Source organism: Kineococcus gurbantunggutensis (genome assembly GCF_050871925.1).
Lineage (GTDB): Bacteria > Actinomycetota > Actinomycetes > Actinomycetales > Kineococcaceae > Kineococcus.
Map to the genome: position 1 here is coordinate 1 of NZ_JBJLSG010000046.1, position 16,607 is coordinate 16,607.

Sequence of the window (16,607 nt, forward strand, 5' to 3'; positions counted from 1 at the left end):
ACCCACTAGCAGCGGGCGGGGCGGGTGCGCCGGCGGCGGGGGCGGCGGGGCCCGCGCCCCCCCCCCCCCGCCGCCCCCCCCCCCCCCCCCCCCGGCGGTCAGGGCCGCTCCCCCCAGGGCGCCGAGCACCGAGCGGCGCGAGGCGGTGCGCGGGGTCGTGCGGGGCGGGGCGGGGACGGTCGTGGTGCTCACGCGGGGCTCCTGGGGTCGGCGGGTCTGCGTGGGACCCATCCGACCGGTCCGCGCCGCCGCGCCCCATGGTGCGGGCGGGTGTCCTCGGGGTGGGGGTTCCCCCACCCCCGCCGGGGTGCCTGCGGGATCGCGGCCCAGATCCGCGCCCGCGCCCGGGTCCGCGCCCGGGCGTTCGGGGAGGACCCCGCACCCCTCACCGCGGGGAGGAGGGGGCGGGGTCCTCCCCCGCGGCTCAGCCCAGGGCGGAGGCGAGGTCGGCGACCAGGTCGTCCGCGTCCTCCAGGCCCACGGACAGGCGCACGAGGTCGTCCGGCACCTCGAGCAGGGAGCCGGCCACGGAGGCGTGGGTCATCCGGCCGGGGTGCTCCACGAGGGACTCCACGCCGCCGAGGGACTCCCCCAGCGTGAACAGCTCGGTGCCCCTGCACACGCTCAGGGCGTCCTCGACGCTGGCGGTGCGGAAGGAGATCATCCCGCCGAAGCGGCGCATCTGCTTCGCGGCGACGTCGTGGTTGCGGAACCCCGGCAGGCCCGGGTAGAGGACCTTCGTCACGCGCGGGTGGGACTGCAGGAAGTCCACGACGCGCTCGGCGTTGTCGCAGTGGCGCTCCATGCGCACCGCGAGGGTCTTCAGGCCGCGCTGGACGAGCCAGGAGTCGAAGGGGCCGGGGACGGCGCCCATGGCGTTCTGGTGGAAGCCGATGCGGGCGGTGAGGGTGCCGCCGCGGCCGTCGTCGCCGTCGCGCACGACGACGGCGCCGCCGACGACGTCGGAGTGGCCGCCGGCGTACTTGGTGGTGGAGTGCACGACGAGGTCGGCGCCCAGCAGCAGCGGGGTCTGCAGGTACGGGGTGGCGAAGGTGTTGTCCACGACGAGCAGCGCGCCGGCGGCGTGGGCGATCTCCGCGATGGCGGCGATGTCGCCGACGGTGAGCAGCGGGTTGGTGGGGGTCTCCAGCCACACCAGGCGGGTGCTGCCGGGGCGCACGGCCTCGCGCACGGCGTCGAGGTCGGCGAGGTCGGCGGGGGTGTGCTCCACGCCCCAGGGTTCGAAGACCTTCTTCACCAGGCGGTAGGTGCCGCCGTAGGCGTCGTCGGGGATGACGACGTGGTCGCCGGGCACGAGCAGGGCGCGCAGGACGGCGTCCTCGGCGGCCAGGCCGGAGGCGAAGGCGTAGGCGGCGTCGCCCTGCTCCAGGGCGGCGAGCTGCACCTCCAGGGAGGTGCGGGTGGGGTTGCCGGAGCGGGAGTACTCGTACCCGGTGCCCAGGCCCGTGCGCAGGCCGCCCACGCCGTCCTGCTTGTAGGTGGAGACCTGGTAGATGGGCGTCACGACGGCGCCGGTGGACGGGTCGGCCTCCTGGCCGGCGTGCAGGGCGCGGGTGGAGAAGCCGGGCAGGCCGGCGGGGCTGTCGGGAGTCGTCACGGGCTGCGAGCCTACGCCGCGGGCGCGGGCGGGCCGGGAAGGTCCGCGCCGCCGCCGTCGTTGAGGGTGGTACGACCAGGGAGGAGCACCACGTGCTGTTCGGCAACCCGTACAAGACCCGCATGGTGACCGCGGAGGACGCGCTGCCGGGGTCGGCGACGCCCCGCTTCGAGGTCCCGCGGACCCACGCCGTGCTCGGCACCCCGCTGAAGGGCCCGTGGCCGGAGGGCACCGAGGTGATCTCCTTCGCCATGGGCTGCTTCTGGGGCGCGGAGCGCATCTTCTGGCGCCAGCCGGGCGTGGTGACCACGGCCGCCGGCTACCAGGGCGGCTTCACGCCGAACCCGACGTACGAGGAGTCGGTGACCGGGCGCACCGGGCACGCCGAGACGGTGCTGGTCGCCTACGACCCGTCGGTGACGAGCGCGGAGCAGCTGCTGAAGGTCTTCTGGGAGAACCACGACCCCACGCAGGGCTTCCGGCAGGGCAACGACCGCGGCACCGAGTACCGCTCGGCGGTGTACACCACCACCGAGGAGCAGGCGGCCGCGGTGCTCGCCACGCGCGAGACGTTCCAGCGCGAGCTGACCGCGCACGGGCACGGCCGGATCACCACGGAGGTCCGCCCCGCGTCGGAGGCGGGCACGTTCTGGTACGCGGAGGACTACCACCAGCAGTACCTGCACAAGGTGCCCGGCGGGTACTGCAACCACGGCCCCAACGGGCTGACCTGCCAGATCGGCCTGGTCGGCAGCGCGGAGTGAGCGCGCGGTGACCGGGGGCTGAACGGACCGGGGGTGGCGCCGCGCTGCGGTGCCACCCCCGGTGCGTCCACGGCCCCCCGGCCGCCGCGGAGCCCCTCCCCCCGGTGGGACCCGCCCGCCGATCCTCCCAGAGGGCCCCGGCGCCGTGGGAGCATCCACCACCCCCCTTTCGAGGGGGCGGGGCCGGGACCGCCCCGGACGGGCGGGCCCGCACCCTGGCTAGGCTCCGCCCCGAGGAGGTCACCCAGTGGACGAGCAGCTCGCACCGCGCGCCGGCGAGGGCGCGCCCCCCCTCGCGCCCGGGGACGGCGCCGCGCTGCGCGTGGCCGCGGTGGACGACCACCCCGCCCTGCTGGCGGGGCTGCGCGTGGAGCTGGCCGGTCACGGCGTGCACCTGGTGGCGACGGCGCCGACGGTGCCCGAGCTGCTGCGCACCCTGGGCGGCGGGGACGCCGCGCCGGGGGTGGTGCTGCTGGACCTGCGCCTGGGCGACGGCTCGCGCCCCGCGGAGAACGTGGGGGCGCTGCTCGGCGCGGGCGCGCGCGTGCTGGTCTACACCGAGGGCCGCCAGCACGCCGAGGCCTCCGAGGCGCTGCAGTCCGGCGCGCAGGGGGTCCTGCTGAAGGACCGCCCGGTGAGCGTGCTGGTGGAGGCGCTGCGCGCGGTGGCCGACGGCGAGACGCTGCCGTCGGCGGAGACGGCCGCGGCCCTGCAGGGCGACGCGGACCTGGCCGGGCACCTGTCCCCGCAGGAGCGGCGCGTGCTGGAGCTGTACGCCGGCGGGATGCCGGCGCGCTCGGTGGCGCTGCGCCTGGGGGTGACGCTGGAGACCGCCAAGAGCTACCTCAAGCGCATCCGCGCGAAGTACGCCGCGCTGGACCGGCCGGCCTACACGCGCATGGAGCTGTACCGGCGGGCGGTGGAGGACGGCGTCCTGCGCCCGCTGGGCACCCCGGGGGCCGACGCGGCGCCCCCGCCCGCCGCGCCCGCGGCCCCGGCCGCGCACGGCGCCCCGGGCGGTGAGCGGCCCGCGGGCGCGGCGGGGCCCCCGGCCCACTGGTGACCGCCCGCGGCGCCCACCGCCTGGTCGCCCTCGTCCTGGCGCTGACGGTGCTCTCGCTGGTGCCCTCGGTCGCCTCCGCGGCCGCGGCGGGCGGCCCGCAGCCGCCGGCGGCGTGGACGACGGCCGTGGTGGCCGTCTACGCCGTCCTGCTGGTGCTGCTGCTGGCGCAGGCCGTGCACGGGCGCGCGCGCCCCTGGCTGCCGTGGGCGCTGGTGGCCGCCGGCGACGCGGCCCTGCTGACCTACGTGCCCCTGGCCCCGGGCCCGGTGCACCGCGTGCCCTGGGTGCTGGCCCTGTCGCCGCTGACGGTGGGCGCGGGCGCGGTGGCCACCGGCCTGGGCGCGGCGATGGGCCTGGGCCTGGTGCACGTGGGCCTGCGCGCTCTGGTGCAGGCCAGCGGCGCGTGGGCGGTGCCGGCGACGGGCTTCGTGCTGGACTCGCTGCTGGTGCTGGTGGTGGTGCCGGCGGCGTGGGTGGCGGTGGCGGCGGTGCGCTCCTCCGGCGCCCGCGTGCAGCGGGCCCGGGAGCTGGCCGGGGAGGCCGCGGCGCGGCAGGCGGCCGCGCACGCCGCGGAGCTGGAGAACGCCCGCTGGGACGCCATCGTGCACGACGACGTGCTGGCCGCCCTGACCACGACCGCGCAGGCGCAGCAGCCGGCGCAGCGCGCCGAGGCGCGCCGCGCGGCCCGCACCGCCCTGGCGCGCGTGGAGGGCGAGCGCCCGGACGCGGCGGTGCCGGTGGCGCGCGCCTGGGAGGACCTGGCGCGCGCGGCACGGGCGCACCACCCCGGCGCGGAGCTGGACGGGCCCGGCGGCGCGGCGGCGGGCGCGGCGCTGGACGCGGACGTCGCGGAGGCGCTGCTGGCCGCGACCGCCGAGCTGGTGCGCAACGCGGTGCGCCACGGCGGCGGCCCCGGCGGCGCGGTGCCGCCGGTGCGGCTGCGCGCGCGCGTGCGCGGCACCGGCGCGCGGCGGCGCCTGCTGGTGGAGGTGCGCGACGCGGGGGTGGGCTTCCCGGTGCGCGCGCCGGGGGCGTGGCGGCTGGGCCTGGCGGTGTCGGTGCGCGGGCGGGTGCGGGCCGTCGGCGGCGACGCGCGGGTGCGCTCGTGGCCAGGCACCGGCACGTCCGCGCTGCTGGCGGTGCCGCTGGTGGCGCCGGCGCCCGCCCCCGCGCGCGGCGCCTCGCCGGCCCCGCGCCCGGCCGTGCGGCACCGCGCGGCGGCCCCGGCCCCGCGGCACCGGGCGCGCCCCGGCGGTGCCGGGTGAGGGACGTGCAGCGCGCCTGCGCGGTGGGCGCGACGCTGTGGCTGGCCTCGCACGCCCCGCTGCCGGCGCTGCTGTCGCTGGGCACGACCCGCGCGCCGGCGCTGTCGCTGGTCGCGGTGGGCGCGGTGCTGGCGGTCTCGGCGGCGCTGCTGCGGCCGCTGCGCGGGGGCTCGACCGCGCTGGGGACGCTGCCGGCGTGGGCGGCGGCGGCGCTGGTGCCGCTGTGCGGCCTGGCCGTCATGCCCGCCCTGCCGGAGGAGGCCTGGCGCACCCACGCCAACTGGTGGCCCGGTGCCACGCAGGTCGTCGTGGCGGCGCTGGTGGTGCGCCGGCACCGCTGGGCCGCGCTGGCGGCGGAGCTGGCGTCCGCGGCCGTCGTCGCGGCCCTGGTGCTGCGCGCGGGCGGGGCGGACCCGTGGGTGCGCATCGCCGCCCTGAACCAGCCGGCGCTGCTGTGGTTCAGCGCCTCGGTGGGGGTGCGGGCGCTGTTCGACCGCACCGCGCGGGAGGTGCGCCGCTACGAGGAGGAGGCCGCGCGCGCCGCGGCGGCCACCGCCGCCACCGCCGCGCGTGCGGCCAGCGCCCGGCAGCGCCGCGCGGACCTGGACCTGGCCGCGGTGCCGCTGCTGCGCCTGGTCGCCGCCGCCGAGGCCTCGGACGAGGCCGGGTGGGCGCGGCTGCCGCGCACCGCGGTGGGGGTCGAGCGCCGCCTGCGCGACGACCTGCGCGCGCGGGCCCTGCTGGACGAGGAGGTGCGCCGGGGGCTGCGCGAGGCCCGGGCGCGCGGCTGCACCGTCGACGTCGTCGACGACCGCGCGGTGCGCGCGGGCGGGGCGGACGAGGCGTTCCTGGCCGCGGTGCGGCGGGTGTTCGCCGCGGTGCTGCCCGCGTGCGCGGAGGGGGCGGTGACGCTGCGCCTGCCGCCGGACGGCCGGGCGGCCACCCTGGCGGTGGAGGCCGCCCCGGCGACGGCGGCGGCCGTGGCCGCGGCGGTCGCGGCGGGCTCGCCGCAGGAGCTGGCCGCCGAGGTCGACGTGGCGGGCGGGTCGCTGTGGGTGGAACTGCGCCCGCGCCCCTAGCGTCGGCCGGGAGGCACCACCCCGGCACGACGAGGAGTCAGGAGAGGCCGATGACGGACCCCGCCCGCACGTCCGAGGACGCACCGGCGATCCTCCCGCCCCGCACCCGCGCCGGGCGGTGGCGGCAGGTGGGGCCGGGGCTGCTGGCGGCGGCCACCGGCGTGGGCGCCGGCGACCTCGTCGCCACCCTGGTGGCCGGTGCCCGCTACGGCACGGCGCTGCTGTGGGCGGCGGTGCTGGGCACGGCGCTGAAGCTGGCGCTGGCCGAGGGCGTGGGCCGCTGGCACCTGGCCTCGGGCACGACGCTGCTGGACGGCTGGCGCCGCCTGGGCCGCTGGGCGACGACGTTCTTCGGCGCCTACGTAATGGTGTGGGGGTTCGTGTACGGCGCCACCGCGATGTCGGCGGTGGGCCTGCCGCTGAACGCGCTGTTCGGCGGGCTGCCGGTGCGGTACTGGGCGGCGATCGCCGGGGTGGTGGGCCTGGCGCTGGTGTGGGTGCAGCGCTACCACGCCTTCGAGCGGTTCATGACGGTGCTCGTGCTGGTGAAGTTCGCCACCGTGGTCTCCACGGCCGTGCTCGTCACCCCGGACCTGGCGGAGCTGGCCTCCGGGCTGGTGCCGCGGCTGCCGGACGGCTCGACGGTGTACGTGCTCGGCCTGGTCGGCGGGGTGGGCGGCACCATCACGATGGCGGCGTACGGGTACTGGATGTTCGCCAAGGGCTGGCGCGGCACCGGCTGGCTGTCGGTGATGCGCCTGGACAACGCCGTCGGGTACGTGATGACGGGCGTGTTCGTCGTGGCGATGCTCGTGGTGGGGTCCACGGTGCTGCTGGGCGCGGACCTGACCGCCTCCGACTCCGGCCTGCTGACGCTGGGCGCGGCGCTGGGCGAGCGGTACGGGCAGTGGGCGCGGGTGCTGTTCCTCGTGGGGTTCCTGGCGGTGACCTCGACGTCGCTGCTGGGGGTGTGGAACGGCGTGAGCCTGATGTTCGCGGACTGGGTGCGCACGGTGCGGATGCCGCACGGCCGGCGCGCGGAGCCGGTGCCGGCCGCCCGCGAGGGGGCCGCGGCCAGCGCGACGGCGGAGGTGTTCGCGCGCGGCGCGGTGGAGCGCTCGCTGCCGTTCCGGGCGTACCTGCTGTGGCTGACGTTCCCGCCGATGGTGCTGCTGCTCTTCGACCGCCCGTTCGGGCTGACCCTGGTCTACGGGGTGCTGGGCTCGGTGTTCATGCCGTTCCTGGCGCTGACGCTGCTGCTGCTGCTGAACTCGCGGCGCGTGGAGGCGGCCGGGCGCTCGGGGTGGGTGTCCAACGCGTTCCTGGTGGCGGCCTCGGCGCTGTTCCTGGCGCTGCTGGTGACGGACCTGGCCGACCGCCTCGGCCTGGGCTGAGGCGGTCGGCCCGGGGTGCGGGCCCGGGGTGCGGGCCCGGGCGTCAGGCGTCGACGCCGTGCACGGCCAGGAAGCCGCGCAGCCGGCGCGCGGCCAGCTCGGGGTCGGCGAGCACGCCGGCCTCGTCGGCCAGGCGGAAGGTCTCGGCCTGGTGCACGGCGCTGCGCGCGGAGTGCAGCCCGCCGACCATCGCGTACCCGTCCTGGCGCCCGTCGAGCCAGTTGAGGAACGCGATGCCCGCCTTGTAGTACGGCGTGGGGGCGCCGAACACGTGCCGCGCCAGCGGCACGGTGGGGTCCAGGGCGGCGTGGAAGCCCTCGGCGTCGTCCTCGTCGAGGCGGGCCAGCGCCGCGGCGGCGGCGGGGGCGATGCCGGCGAAGATGCCGAGCAGGGCGTCGGAGTGGTGCTCGCCGTCGCCCGCGATGAGCTCGGGGTAGTTGAAGTCGTCGCCGGTGTACAGGCGCACGCCCGCGGGCAGCCGGCGGCGCAGCTCGCGCTCGTGGTCGGCGTCCAGCAGGGAGACCTTCACCCCGTCGACCTTCGCGGCGTGGGCGGTGACGAGCTCGACGAAGGCGTCGGTGGCGGTGGCGACGTCGCGCGAGCCCCAGTAGCCGGCCAGGGCGGGATCGAAGACCTCCCCCAGCCAGTGCAGCACGACGGGGCGCTGCACCTGCTGCAGCAGCCGGGCGTAGACGGCGGCGTAGTCCTCCGGGCCGCCGGCGGCGGCGGCGAGGTGCCGGCTGGCCATGAGGATGACCTGCGCGCCGGCGTCCTCGACGACGGCGACCTGCTGCTCGTAGGCGGCGGCGACGTCGGCCAGCGGGTGGGCGCCGGGGGCGAGCTGGTCGGTGCCGGCGCCGGCGGCGATGCGCCCGCCGCAGGCGGCGGCCTCGGCGGAGCTGCGGCGCACGAGCTCGGCGGTGGCGGCCCAGTCCAGGCCCATGCCGCGCTGGGCGGTGTCCATCGCCTCGGCCACGCCCAGGCCCAGGCCCCACAGGCGGCGGCGGAAGGCCAGGGTGGCCTCCCAGTCCAGGTCCGCGGGGGCGCCGGGGACGGTCTCGGAGCCGGTGCGGGGCACGACGTGGGCGGCGGCGAAGGCGGTGCGGCTGGTGGCCGGGCCGTCGGGCACCGGCCAGTCCACGGGTTCGCGCACGGCGTGCTCGACGAGCTCGACGCCGCCGCCGGGGGTGCGCCGGGGCAGGCGCAGGACCGTGCCGGTGGCGGCGCGGCCGGCGGCGGGCGGGCGGGTGCCGGCCGGTGCGCTGGCGGTGCTCACAGGCTCAGCTCCGTCAGCTCCACGCGCCGGCCCTGCGCGGAGGAGGCCAGGCCGGCCTCGGCCAGGCGCACGCCGCGGGCGCCGGAGGCGAAGTCGTAGGGGTGCGGGGCGTCCTCCACGACGTGGCGCACGAACTGCTCCCACTGGACCTTGAAGCCGTTGTCGAAGCCGCCGGGCTCGTTGTCGGGCACCTGCAGCCAGTCGTCGCGGTAGCGGTGCTGCTCGGGCAGGTCGGGGTTCCACACCGCGCGCGGGGTGGCGCTGCGCGGCTGCACGCGGCAGCCGAACAGGCCGGCCACGGCGCTGCCGAGGGTGCCGTCGACCTGGAACTCCACGAGCTCGTCGCGGTCCACGCGCACGGCCCAGGAGGAGTTCAGCTGGGCGATGATCCCGCCCTCGAGCTCGAAGATGGCGTAGGCGGCGTCGTCGGCGGTGGCCTTGTACGCCTCCCCCGCCTCGTCGTGGCGCACGGGCACGTGGGTGACGGCGCGCGCGGTGACGGCCTCGACGGGGGCGACGATCTGCTCCAGGACGTAGTTCCAGTGGCAGAACATGTCGGCGACGATGCCGCCGCCGTCCTCGGCGCGGTAGTTCCAGCTGGGGCGCTGGGCGGGCTGCCAGTCGCCCTCGAAGACCCAGTAGCCGAACTCCCCGCGCACGGAGAGGACCTCGCCGAAGAAGCCGGAGTCGACCAGGCGCTTGAGCTTGCGCAGGCCCGGCAGGAAGAGCTTGTCGTGCACGACGCCGTTCTTGACGCCGGCGTCGGCGGCGGCGCGCGCCAGGCGCACCGCGGCCTCGACGCTCTCGGCGGTGGGCTTCTCGGTGTAGACGTGCCGGCCGGCGGCGACGGCGGCGAGGATCGAGCGCTCGCGCACCGCGGTGAGCTGGGCGTCGAAGTAGACGGGGTAGTCGTCGTCGGCGAGGGCGTCCTCGAGGCTGGTGGTCCAGCGCTCCAGGCCGTGCCGCTGGGCGATGTCGCGCAGCTTGGCCTCGTTGCGGCCGACGAGCAGGGGCTCGAGCTGGACGCGGCTGCCGTCGGAGAGCTGCACACCCCCCTGCTCCCTGATCGCCAGCACCGAGCGCACCAGGTGCTGCCGGTAGCCCATGCGTCCCGTGACGCCGTTCATCACCACTCCGAGGCGCTGCGTCATCGCTGCTCCTCCTCCTCACCGGGTCCGGCCCCTGCCGGGGCTGCTGGAAAGCGCTTGCCAGAGGCTAGGCGACCGGCCCGCCGCGTGCAAGGACCCCCGGGTGCCGGAAGCGCGCACGAGCCCGCGGGACGCGCGCTCGACGGCCCGGTGACGTTCCGGCGAACACGCACGGCGAGCACCCGGTCGCTGCTAGGTTCGCCGCACTCGCTGAGCCGTCCGGGGGATCGGCGGCAGGGTTCCTCGACGGGCTCGACGCACCACGCACCACCCCCACGAGAAGTCCGGAGGTGGGCGCGTGGGCGTCTTCCGCACGATCGTCTTCCCCGCCCTGCGGCTGGTGGTGTGGGCCGCCATCGCCGTCGCCCTGCTCTGGCTGGCCTTCGGGCGCGCCGCCACCGCCGAGGGCGAGGCCGCCGCGACCCCCTCGGCCGTGCTGGAGCCGGCGACCGCGCAGGTGCTGCGCGGCGACGTGGTCAACACCGTCTCCCTCAGCGGCACCGTCACCGCCGACCCGGCCGCCACGGTGAAGTCCACCGCCACCGGCGAGGTCGGCCGCGTGCGCGCCGAGGTCGGCGACGCGGTGGAGAAGGGCACCCCGCTGTTCACCGTGCGCGTGCCCGTGGAGGAGACCGCCGCCCCGGCGCCGGCCGCCGACCCCGCCGCCCCGGCCGCCCCCGCGGCGCCGGCGGCCCCGCGCACCCGCACCGTGACCGTCACCGCCACCGGGCCCGGCACCCTGGCCACCCTGGACGTGCTGCCCGACCAGGCCGTCACCGTCGGCCAGGCCGTGGCCACCGTCTCCCCCGGCACCCTCAGCGTCTCTGCGCCGCTGACGCAGGAGCAGCAGTTCCGCCTGCTCGCGCCGCCGACCAGCGCGCAGGTCACCGTGCCCGGCGGGCCGGGCACCTTCGAGTGCACCGGCCTGCGCACCGGCACCCCCGAGGCGGCGGCGGCACCCACCGCCCCGGACCCCGCCGGCGGCTACGTCGACCCCTACGCCGACCCCTCGCAGGCCCAGACCGGCGCCGCCGTCACCTGCCGGGTGCCCGACGACGTGCGGGTGTTCGCCGGGCTGACCGCCACCGTGGACGTCACCGCCGGCTCGGCCACCGGCGTGCTGACGGTGCCCGTCACCGCCGTGCGCGGCCGCGTGGACACCGGCACGGTCTGGCTCGTCGACGACACCGGCGCGCAGACCGAGACCGAGGTCGCCCTGGGCCTGACCGACGGCACGAACGTCGAGGTCACCGGCGGCGTGAGCGAGGGGGCGCGCGTGCTGCAGTTCACCCCCGGCGGCGACCAGGTCGGCGACCCGTACGCCACCGGGGGGATGTCCGCGGGGTACGGCGGGTGAGCGCCACGCTGTCGCTGTCGCAGGTCAGCCGCTCGGTGGCGCTGCCCGACGGCACCTCGCTGCAGATCCTCACCGGCGTCGACCTCGAGGTCGCCGCCGGCGAGCACGTCGCCGTCGTCGGCCGCTCCGGCTCGGGCAAGTCGACGCTGCTGAACATCGTCGGCCTGCTCGACGCGCCCACCTCCGGGCGGTACCTGCTCGACGGCCGGCCCGTGGACGGGCTCTCCGCGCGGCGCACCGCGCGCCTGCGCGGGGAGACCTTCGGGTTCGTCTTCCAGCAGTTCAACCTGCTGCCCGGGCGCACCGCCACCGAGAACGTCGCCTCCCCGCTGCTGTACGCCTCCGGGCGCGAGTTCCTGCGCCGCAAGCGCACCGCGCGCGAGATGCTCGAGCGCGTCGGGCTCGGCGGCCGGCTGGACACCATGCCCGAGAAGCTCTCCGGCGGCGAGCAGCAGCGCGTGGCGCTGGCCCGCAGCCTGGTGCGCCGCCCGCGCGTGCTGCTGGCCGACGAGCCCACCGGCGCCCTCGACGTCGACACCGGCTCGGCCGTCATGGACGTCCTGGAGGAGCTCGTGCGCGACGAGGGCACCACCCTGGTCACCATCACCCACGACCTGTCGGTGGCCGCGCGCGCGGACCGGCAGTTCCGCCTCGACCACGGCGTCCTCAGCGAGATCACCGGCGACGCCGTCGCCGCCGCCACCGCGCACCGGGAGACGGTGTGATGGGCCGCTGGCTGCTGGGACCGGTCGCCGCGGTCACCGAGGCCTGGGGCGAGGTGCGCGTGCACCGCACCCGCGTCGTGCTCTCCCTGGTCGGCGTCTTCCTGGCCGTGTTCGCCATGACCACGATCACCGCGGCGGGGAACATGGGCCGCCAGCTCATGGTGGAGAGCACCGAGCGCGCCTCGGGCCGCTCGGCGACCCTGCAGGTGTCCGCCTACCCCGACGGCGCGAGCACCCCGCAGGGCACCGAGCGGACCTCGCAGGTGCTGCGCGAGGCGGCCGACCGGCACGAGGTGGCCTGGTGGGGGTTCGTCTCGCAGGGCTCGGGGCAGGTGACGGTGCGCTTCCCCACCGGCGCGCAGCTCGTGGCGCTCTCGTACGTCGACCCCAGCTACGGCACCATGCACCGCGCGGTCGCCGAACAGGGCCGCTTCCTCACCGCGGCCGACGACCGGGCCTTCTCGCCGCGCCTGGTGGTCAACCGCGCCTTCGCCGACCTGCTCGGCGGCTTCGACGAGCGCACCCCGATGACGGTCGTCCTCGGCGGCGACCGGCCCGTGACGGCCACGGTCGTCGGCGTCATGGAGGTGCCCTACTCGGACGGCACCACGCCCGGCGCCTACGCGCTGAACTCCGCCGCGCAGGCGTGGGGCCTGGTGGACCCGGCGATGAGCGGGCCGCCGGCCCTGGAGCTGTGGGTGCCGGACGCGGACGCCGAGGCCCTCACGGCCGCGCTGCAGTCGGAGGTGCAGGCGGCCCTGCCGGGGTACTCGGTCAGCGCCTACCGCTCCGACGCCGGCGACGAGCTGCGCGTCGTCGACCTCGTCCTGGCCTACGGCGTGCGCGGGGTGGGGCTCTTCGCCCTGCTGCTGGGCGGCATCGGCGTGCTCAACGTCGGCCTGGTCACCGTGCGCCAGCGCATCCGCGAGATCGGCGTGCGCCGCAGCTTCGGCGCCACCGGCGGGCGGGTCTTCTTCGCCGTGCTGCTGGAGAGCGTGGCGGCCACCTTCGTCGCCGGCGTGCTCGCCGTGGCGCTGTCGGTGGCCCTGCTCTCCTACGCGCCGGGGCTGCTGGAGTCGCTGCTGCCGGCGGGCGCGCCCCTGCAGGACGTGCCGCCGTTCCCGGTCTCGGCCGCCGTGGAGGGCCTGCTGGCCGCCACGGCCGTGGGGGCGCTGGCCGGGGTGGTGCCGGCCACCGTGGCCGTGCGCGCCAAGGTCATCGACGCGATCCGCTACTGAGGCGGCGCTCCCCCGGCACGTGCGAGGGCCCCACGGTACGTGCACCGCGGGGCCCCTTCGCGTCCCGGCGCGGCCGGGGGCGCGTCAGTGGCGGGTGGCCAGGTACGCCAGCAGGTCCTGGCGGGTGATGACGCCGGCGGGCTTGCCGTCCTCGACGACGACCGCGGCGTCGGCGCGGGCCAGCACCTCGCGCGCCTCCTCCACGGACTGCCCGGCGCCGACCAGCGGCAGCGCCGGCCCCAGGTGCGAGGAGACCGCGTCGGACATCTTCGCCGCGCCGGTGAACAGCCGGTCCAGCAGGTCCCGCTCGGTGACGGCACCGGCGATCTCGCCCGCCATGACGGGCGGCTCGGCGCCCACGACGGGCAGCTGCGAGACGCCGAACTCGCGCATGATCTCGATGACGTCGTGCACCGTCTCGCTGGGGTGCGTGTGCACCAGCGCGGGCAGGCCGGCGGACTTCGCCCGCAGCACGTCGCCGGCGGTGCCGCCCTCGGAGGCGTCCAGGAAGCCGTAGGAGGCCATCCAGTCGTCGTTGAAGATCTTGCCGAGGTAGCCGCGGCCGCCGTCGGGCAGCAGCACCACGACGACGTCGTCCGGGCCCAGGCGCTCGGCCACCCGCAGGGCGCCCACGACCGCCATGCCGCACGAGCCGCCCACCAGCAGGCCCTCCTCGCGGGCCAGGCGGCGCGTCATCTGGAAGGAGTCCGCGTCGGAGACGGCGACGATCTCGTCGGGGATCGAGGGGTCGTAGGCGCTGGGCCAGAAGTCCTCGCCCACGCCCTCCACGAGGTAGGGGCGGCCGGTGCCGCCGGAGTACACCGAGCCCTCCGGGTCGACCCCGACGACCTTCACCGGGCCCTGCTCCTTGAGGTAGCGGCCGGTGCCGGTGATCGTGCCGCCGGTGCCCACGCCGGTGACGAAGTGGGTGACCCTCCCCGCGGTGTCGGCCCAGATCTCCGGGCCGGTGCTCTCGTAGTGGCTCAGCGGGCCGTTGACGTTGGCGTACTGGTTGGGCTTCCAGGCGCCCTCGATCTCGCGCACGAGGCGGTCGGAGACCGAGTAGTACGACTGCGGGTCCTCCGGCGGCACCGCCGTGGGGCACACCACGACCTCCGCGCCGTACGCCTTGAGGACGTTGCGCTTGTCCACGCCCACCTTGTCGGGGCACACGAACACGCACTTGTAGCCGCGCTGCTGGGCCACCAGGGCCAGGCCGACGCCGGTGTTGCCGCTGGTGGGCTCCACGATCGTGCCGCCCGGCTTCAGGGCGCCCTCGGCCTCGGCGGCCTCCACCATCCGCAGGGCGATGCGGTCCTTCACCGAGCCGCCGGGGTTGAGGTACTCGACCTTGGCCAGGACGGTGCAGGACAGGCCCTCGGTCACGCGGTTCAGCTTGACGAGCGGTGTCCCGCCCACGAGGTCGACGACGGACTCGGCGTAGCGCATGGGTCCATCCTCCCCCACGCCGCTCACAGCCCGCGGCGCAGCTCCAGCACGAGGCGCAGGGCGGCGGCCAGCGCCGCGTCGTCGCCGTGGGCGAGCACGTCGGCGCCGGTGACGGCGAGCTGGTCGCCCAGGCCGTGCAGCGCCAGGGCCGGCAGCGGCCGGCGCGGGTGCCCCTCGGCGCCGGCGGCCAGGTCGGCCAGGGCCTGCGCGGTGCGGCGCACCAGCTCGGCGCGCGGGGCGGGGGCGCCCTCGCGGGTGCGCTCCAGCTGGCTCAGGGCGGTGGCGCGCACCCGGTCGGCCTGCACGGCCAGCACGCGGGCGAGCTCGGCGCGCACGGCCGCGGGGGCCGGCGCGCCGAGCTCGTCGGGGCGGTGCTGCGTGCTCAGTCGTCGCCGCGCAGGATCGCGACCAGGCGCAGGATCTCCAGGTACAGCCACACCAGGGTGACGACCAGCCCGAAGGCCGCGCGCCACGACTCCTTGACGGGCAGGCCGTTGCGCACGCCCTGCTCGACGTAGTCGAAGTCCAGCACCAGGAACAGCGAGGCCAGCACGACGCCGAAGCCGCTGACCAGGACCGGCAGCAGGCCGCCGGCCGAGTACACGCTCGTGCCGCCGAAGGCGGCGAACGCCAGGTTGACCAGGCCGAAGACCAGGTAGCCCAGGCCCGCGATGGTCAGGACCTTGGTGAAGCGCGGGCTGTTGCGGATGACGCCCGTCTTGTAGGCGATGAGCATCGCGGCGAAGGCGCCCAGCGTGCCGAGCACCGCCTGCCCGACGATGCCGTCGTAGAGGAAGGAGTAGGCGTGGGAGATGGCCCCCACGAACACGCCCTCCACGGCCGCGTAGGCGAACATCACGCCCGGGCGGACCTTCTTGGACAGCTGCGCCCACATCGCCAGCACGAAGCCGACGAGAGCGGCGCCGATGGCCAGGCCGAGCCCGACGTCGGCGAACCAGGCGGCCGCCGCACCGAGCACGAGCGCACCGCCCAGCAGCGCGGTGCGCACCACGACGTCGTCCAGCGTCATCCGCCGGGACTGCGTGGGCGTGGCGGAGGGCTTGCGGTACCAGTCCTCCAGCGTGCCCGCCGAGGCGTCCACGGGTGCGGTGCGCCCCGAGGACGGGGCGTCGAACGTGGCGTAGCCACCGTTCTTGAACTCGTTGCTCCGGGCGAAGACCGGGTTCTTGCTCTGCATGGCTCCCTCCTGGAAGCGAGTCGTTGCCGGTGCAACGCGCGGGGCGCGCCGCTGGTTCCCGGTGCCCCCGGCGACCTCGCCGGGGGCACCGGGGCCCGTGCGGTACCCGGGACGGGACTCGAACCCGCACGCCGCGAACGGCCCGGGGGTTTAAGCCCCGTGCGCCTGCCAGTTACGCCACCCGGGCGGGACCACGGGCGACAGGGTAGCCAGCGCCCCGGCGCTCAGCCGCCCGGCGCGGCCAGGCGCGCCGCGCGGGCGACGACCTCGTCGAGCATCGGCTCGGTCAGCCGGCGCGTGGAGGTGTTCTGCTGGCTGACGTGGTAGCTGCCCAGCAGGCGCACCGGACCGGCCGGCCCGCCCAGCTCCGCCTCGGCGCCGTGCCCGAAGCGCGGCTGCGGGCGCGGCACCGCCCAGCCGGCGCGCCGGGCCGCCGCCAGGGCCGAGGCCCAGGCGAAGGCGCCCAGCGCCAGCACGGCCCGCACGTGCGGGGCCACCAGCGCCAGCTCCGCGTCCAGCCAGCCGGCGCAGGTGTCGCGCTCGCCCGTGCTGGGCCTGTTGTCCGGCGGCGCGCAGCGCACCGGGGCCACGATGCGGGTGCCGATCAGCTCCAGGCCGTCGGCGGCGTGCACCGAGGTCGCCCGCGAGGCCAGGTCCGCGCGGTGCAGGGCGGCGACGATCCAGTCCCCGGAGCGGTCGCCGGTGAACACCCGCCCGGTGCGGTTGCCGCCGTGCGCGGCCGGGGCCAGGCCCACGACGAGCACGCGCGGCTCGGCCGCGCCCAGGCTGGGCACCGGCCGGCCCCAGTACGGCTGGTCCCGGTACGCGCGCCGCTTGGTCAGGGCGACCTCCTCGCGCCAGGCCACCAGCCGCGGGCACGCCCGGCACACGCACGAGCGGGCCACGACCTCCGCGGCCGTGGACGCGCCGGCGGCCAGCTCGCGCACCCCCCGCGCGTCGTGCGCGACGGGGGTGCCCGGCGCCGAGGGGTCCTGCGGCCAGCCCGTGCCGGGCGGCACGGGCGAGGGGAACG

At 77.3% G+C, this 16,607-nt stretch carries 16 protein-coding genes and 1 tRNA gene; 8 read left to right on the forward strand and 9 right to left on the reverse strand.

What is annotated here, in order from left to right:
• A partial coding sequence (locus tag ACRYR7_RS10880) for a hypothetical protein (RefSeq protein WP_432572110.1) occupies positions 1 to 192 on the reverse strand: 192 nt, incomplete at its 3' end.
• Between the two features lie 232 nt (positions 193 to 424).
• The gene (locus ACRYR7_RS10885; protein ID WP_432572111.1) at positions 425 to 1,618 is read right to left on the reverse strand and encodes a cystathionine gamma-synthase; all 1,194 of its coding nucleotides are present in this window, start codon (positions 1,616 to 1,618) and stop codon (positions 425 to 427) included.
• Positions 1,619 to 1,740: 122 nt separating this feature from the next.
• Here ACRYR7_RS10885 and msrA point away from each other — a divergent pair, with 122 nt between their 5' ends.
• From msrA to ACRYR7_RS10910, 5 genes are all read left to right on the forward strand, one after another.
• A complete protein-coding gene (gene msrA / locus ACRYR7_RS10890; RefSeq protein ID WP_432572137.1) occupies positions 1,741 to 2,382 on the forward strand; it encodes a peptide-methionine (S)-S-oxide reductase MsrA in 642 nt (213 codons plus the stop codon).
• A gap of 247 nt (positions 2,383 to 2,629) precedes the next feature.
• Entirely contained in the window at positions 2,630 to 3,445 is an 816-nt protein-coding gene (locus ACRYR7_RS10895; RefSeq protein WP_432572112.1) for a response regulator transcription factor, read from the forward strand.
• Positions 3,442 to 4,710 (forward strand): ATP-binding protein, encoded by a 1,269-nt coding sequence (locus tag ACRYR7_RS10900; RefSeq protein WP_432572113.1) that lies wholly within the window; start codon positions 3,442 to 3,444, stop codon positions 4,708 to 4,710. Before ACRYR7_RS10895 ends, ACRYR7_RS10900 begins: the two co-directional genes overlap by 4 nt.
• On the forward strand, positions 4,707 to 5,789 hold the full coding sequence (locus ACRYR7_RS10905; RefSeq protein ID WP_432572114.1) for a hypothetical protein: 1,083 nt from the start codon (positions 4,707 to 4,709) through the stop codon (positions 5,787 to 5,789). The genes ACRYR7_RS10900 and ACRYR7_RS10905 overlap by 4 nt, the downstream gene beginning before the upstream one ends.
• Positions 5,790 to 5,839: 50 nt before the next feature.
• Complete coding sequence (locus ACRYR7_RS10910; protein WP_432572115.1) at positions 5,840 to 7,183, forward strand: Nramp family divalent metal transporter; 1,344 nt, start codon at positions 5,840 to 5,842, stop codon at positions 7,181 to 7,183.
• Positions 7,184 to 7,226: 43 nt separating this feature from the next.
• Here the strand turns inward: ACRYR7_RS10910 and ACRYR7_RS10915 are convergent, their stop codons facing one another.
• Positions 7,227 to 8,390 carry a dihydrodipicolinate synthase family protein gene (locus ACRYR7_RS10915; RefSeq protein ID WP_432572138.1) on the reverse strand — a complete coding sequence of 388 codons (1,164 nt, stop codon included), beginning with the start codon at positions 8,388 to 8,390 and terminating at the stop codon, positions 7,227 to 7,229.
• Between the two features lie 65 nt (positions 8,391 to 8,455).
• The gene (locus ACRYR7_RS10920; RefSeq protein WP_432572116.1) at positions 8,456 to 9,610 is read right to left on the reverse strand and encodes a Gfo/Idh/MocA family protein; all 1,155 of its coding nucleotides are present in this window, start codon (positions 9,608 to 9,610) and stop codon (positions 8,456 to 8,458) included.
• Between the two features lie 295 nt (positions 9,611 to 9,905).
• Here ACRYR7_RS10920 and ACRYR7_RS10925 point away from each other — a divergent pair, with 295 nt between their 5' ends.
• The 3 genes from ACRYR7_RS10925 to ACRYR7_RS10935 are packed head-to-tail and all read left to right on the forward strand — an operon-like array spanning position 9,906 to position 12,927.
• The gene (locus tag ACRYR7_RS10925) at positions 9,906 to 10,964 is read left to right on the forward strand and encodes an efflux RND transporter periplasmic adaptor subunit (RefSeq protein WP_432572117.1); all 1,059 of its coding nucleotides are present in this window, start codon (positions 9,906 to 9,908) and stop codon (positions 10,962 to 10,964) included.
• Positions 10,961 to 11,689, forward strand: a complete 729-nt coding sequence (locus ACRYR7_RS10930) for an ABC transporter ATP-binding protein (protein WP_432572118.1) — start codon at positions 10,961 to 10,963, stop codon at positions 11,687 to 11,689. Before ACRYR7_RS10925 ends, ACRYR7_RS10930 begins: the two co-directional genes overlap by 4 nt.
• The gene (locus ACRYR7_RS10935) at positions 11,689 to 12,927 is read left to right on the forward strand and encodes an ABC transporter permease (protein WP_432572119.1); all 1,239 of its coding nucleotides are present in this window, start codon (positions 11,689 to 11,691) and stop codon (positions 12,925 to 12,927) included. Before ACRYR7_RS10930 ends, ACRYR7_RS10935 begins: the two co-directional genes overlap by 1 nt.
• Before the next feature lie 84 nt (positions 12,928 to 13,011).
• On the opposite strand, the gene ACRYR7_RS10940 is transcribed toward ACRYR7_RS10935, so the two are convergent.
• The 5 genes from ACRYR7_RS10940 to ACRYR7_RS10960 all read right to left on the reverse strand — a co-directional run bounded on the left by ACRYR7_RS10940 (position 13,012) and on the right by ACRYR7_RS10960 (position 16,593).
• The gene (locus ACRYR7_RS10940) at positions 13,012 to 14,376 is read right to left on the reverse strand and encodes a cystathionine beta-synthase (protein ID WP_432572120.1); all 1,365 of its coding nucleotides are present in this window, start codon (positions 14,374 to 14,376) and stop codon (positions 13,012 to 13,014) included.
• Positions 14,377 to 14,399: 23 nt separating this feature from the next.
• Positions 14,400 to 14,711, reverse strand: a complete 312-nt coding sequence (locus tag ACRYR7_RS10945) for a hypothetical protein (RefSeq protein ID WP_432572121.1) — start codon at positions 14,709 to 14,711, stop codon at positions 14,400 to 14,402.
• Positions 14,712 to 14,758: 47 nt separating this feature from the next.
• Complete coding sequence (locus tag ACRYR7_RS10950; RefSeq protein ID WP_432572122.1) at positions 14,759 to 15,574, reverse strand: Bax inhibitor-1/YccA family protein; 816 nt, start codon at positions 15,572 to 15,574, stop codon at positions 14,759 to 14,761.
• Positions 15,575 to 15,677: 103 nt separating this feature from the next.
• Positions 15,678 to 15,761 (reverse strand) — tRNA-Leu (locus tag ACRYR7_RS10955).
• 37 nt (positions 15,762 to 15,798) lie between these two features.
• Positions 15,799 to 16,593 carry a uracil-DNA glycosylase gene (locus ACRYR7_RS10960; RefSeq protein ID WP_432572123.1) on the reverse strand — a complete coding sequence of 265 codons (795 nt, stop codon included), beginning with the start codon at positions 16,591 to 16,593 and terminating at the stop codon, positions 15,799 to 15,801.
• Positions 16,594 to 16,607 lie beyond the last annotated feature (14 nt).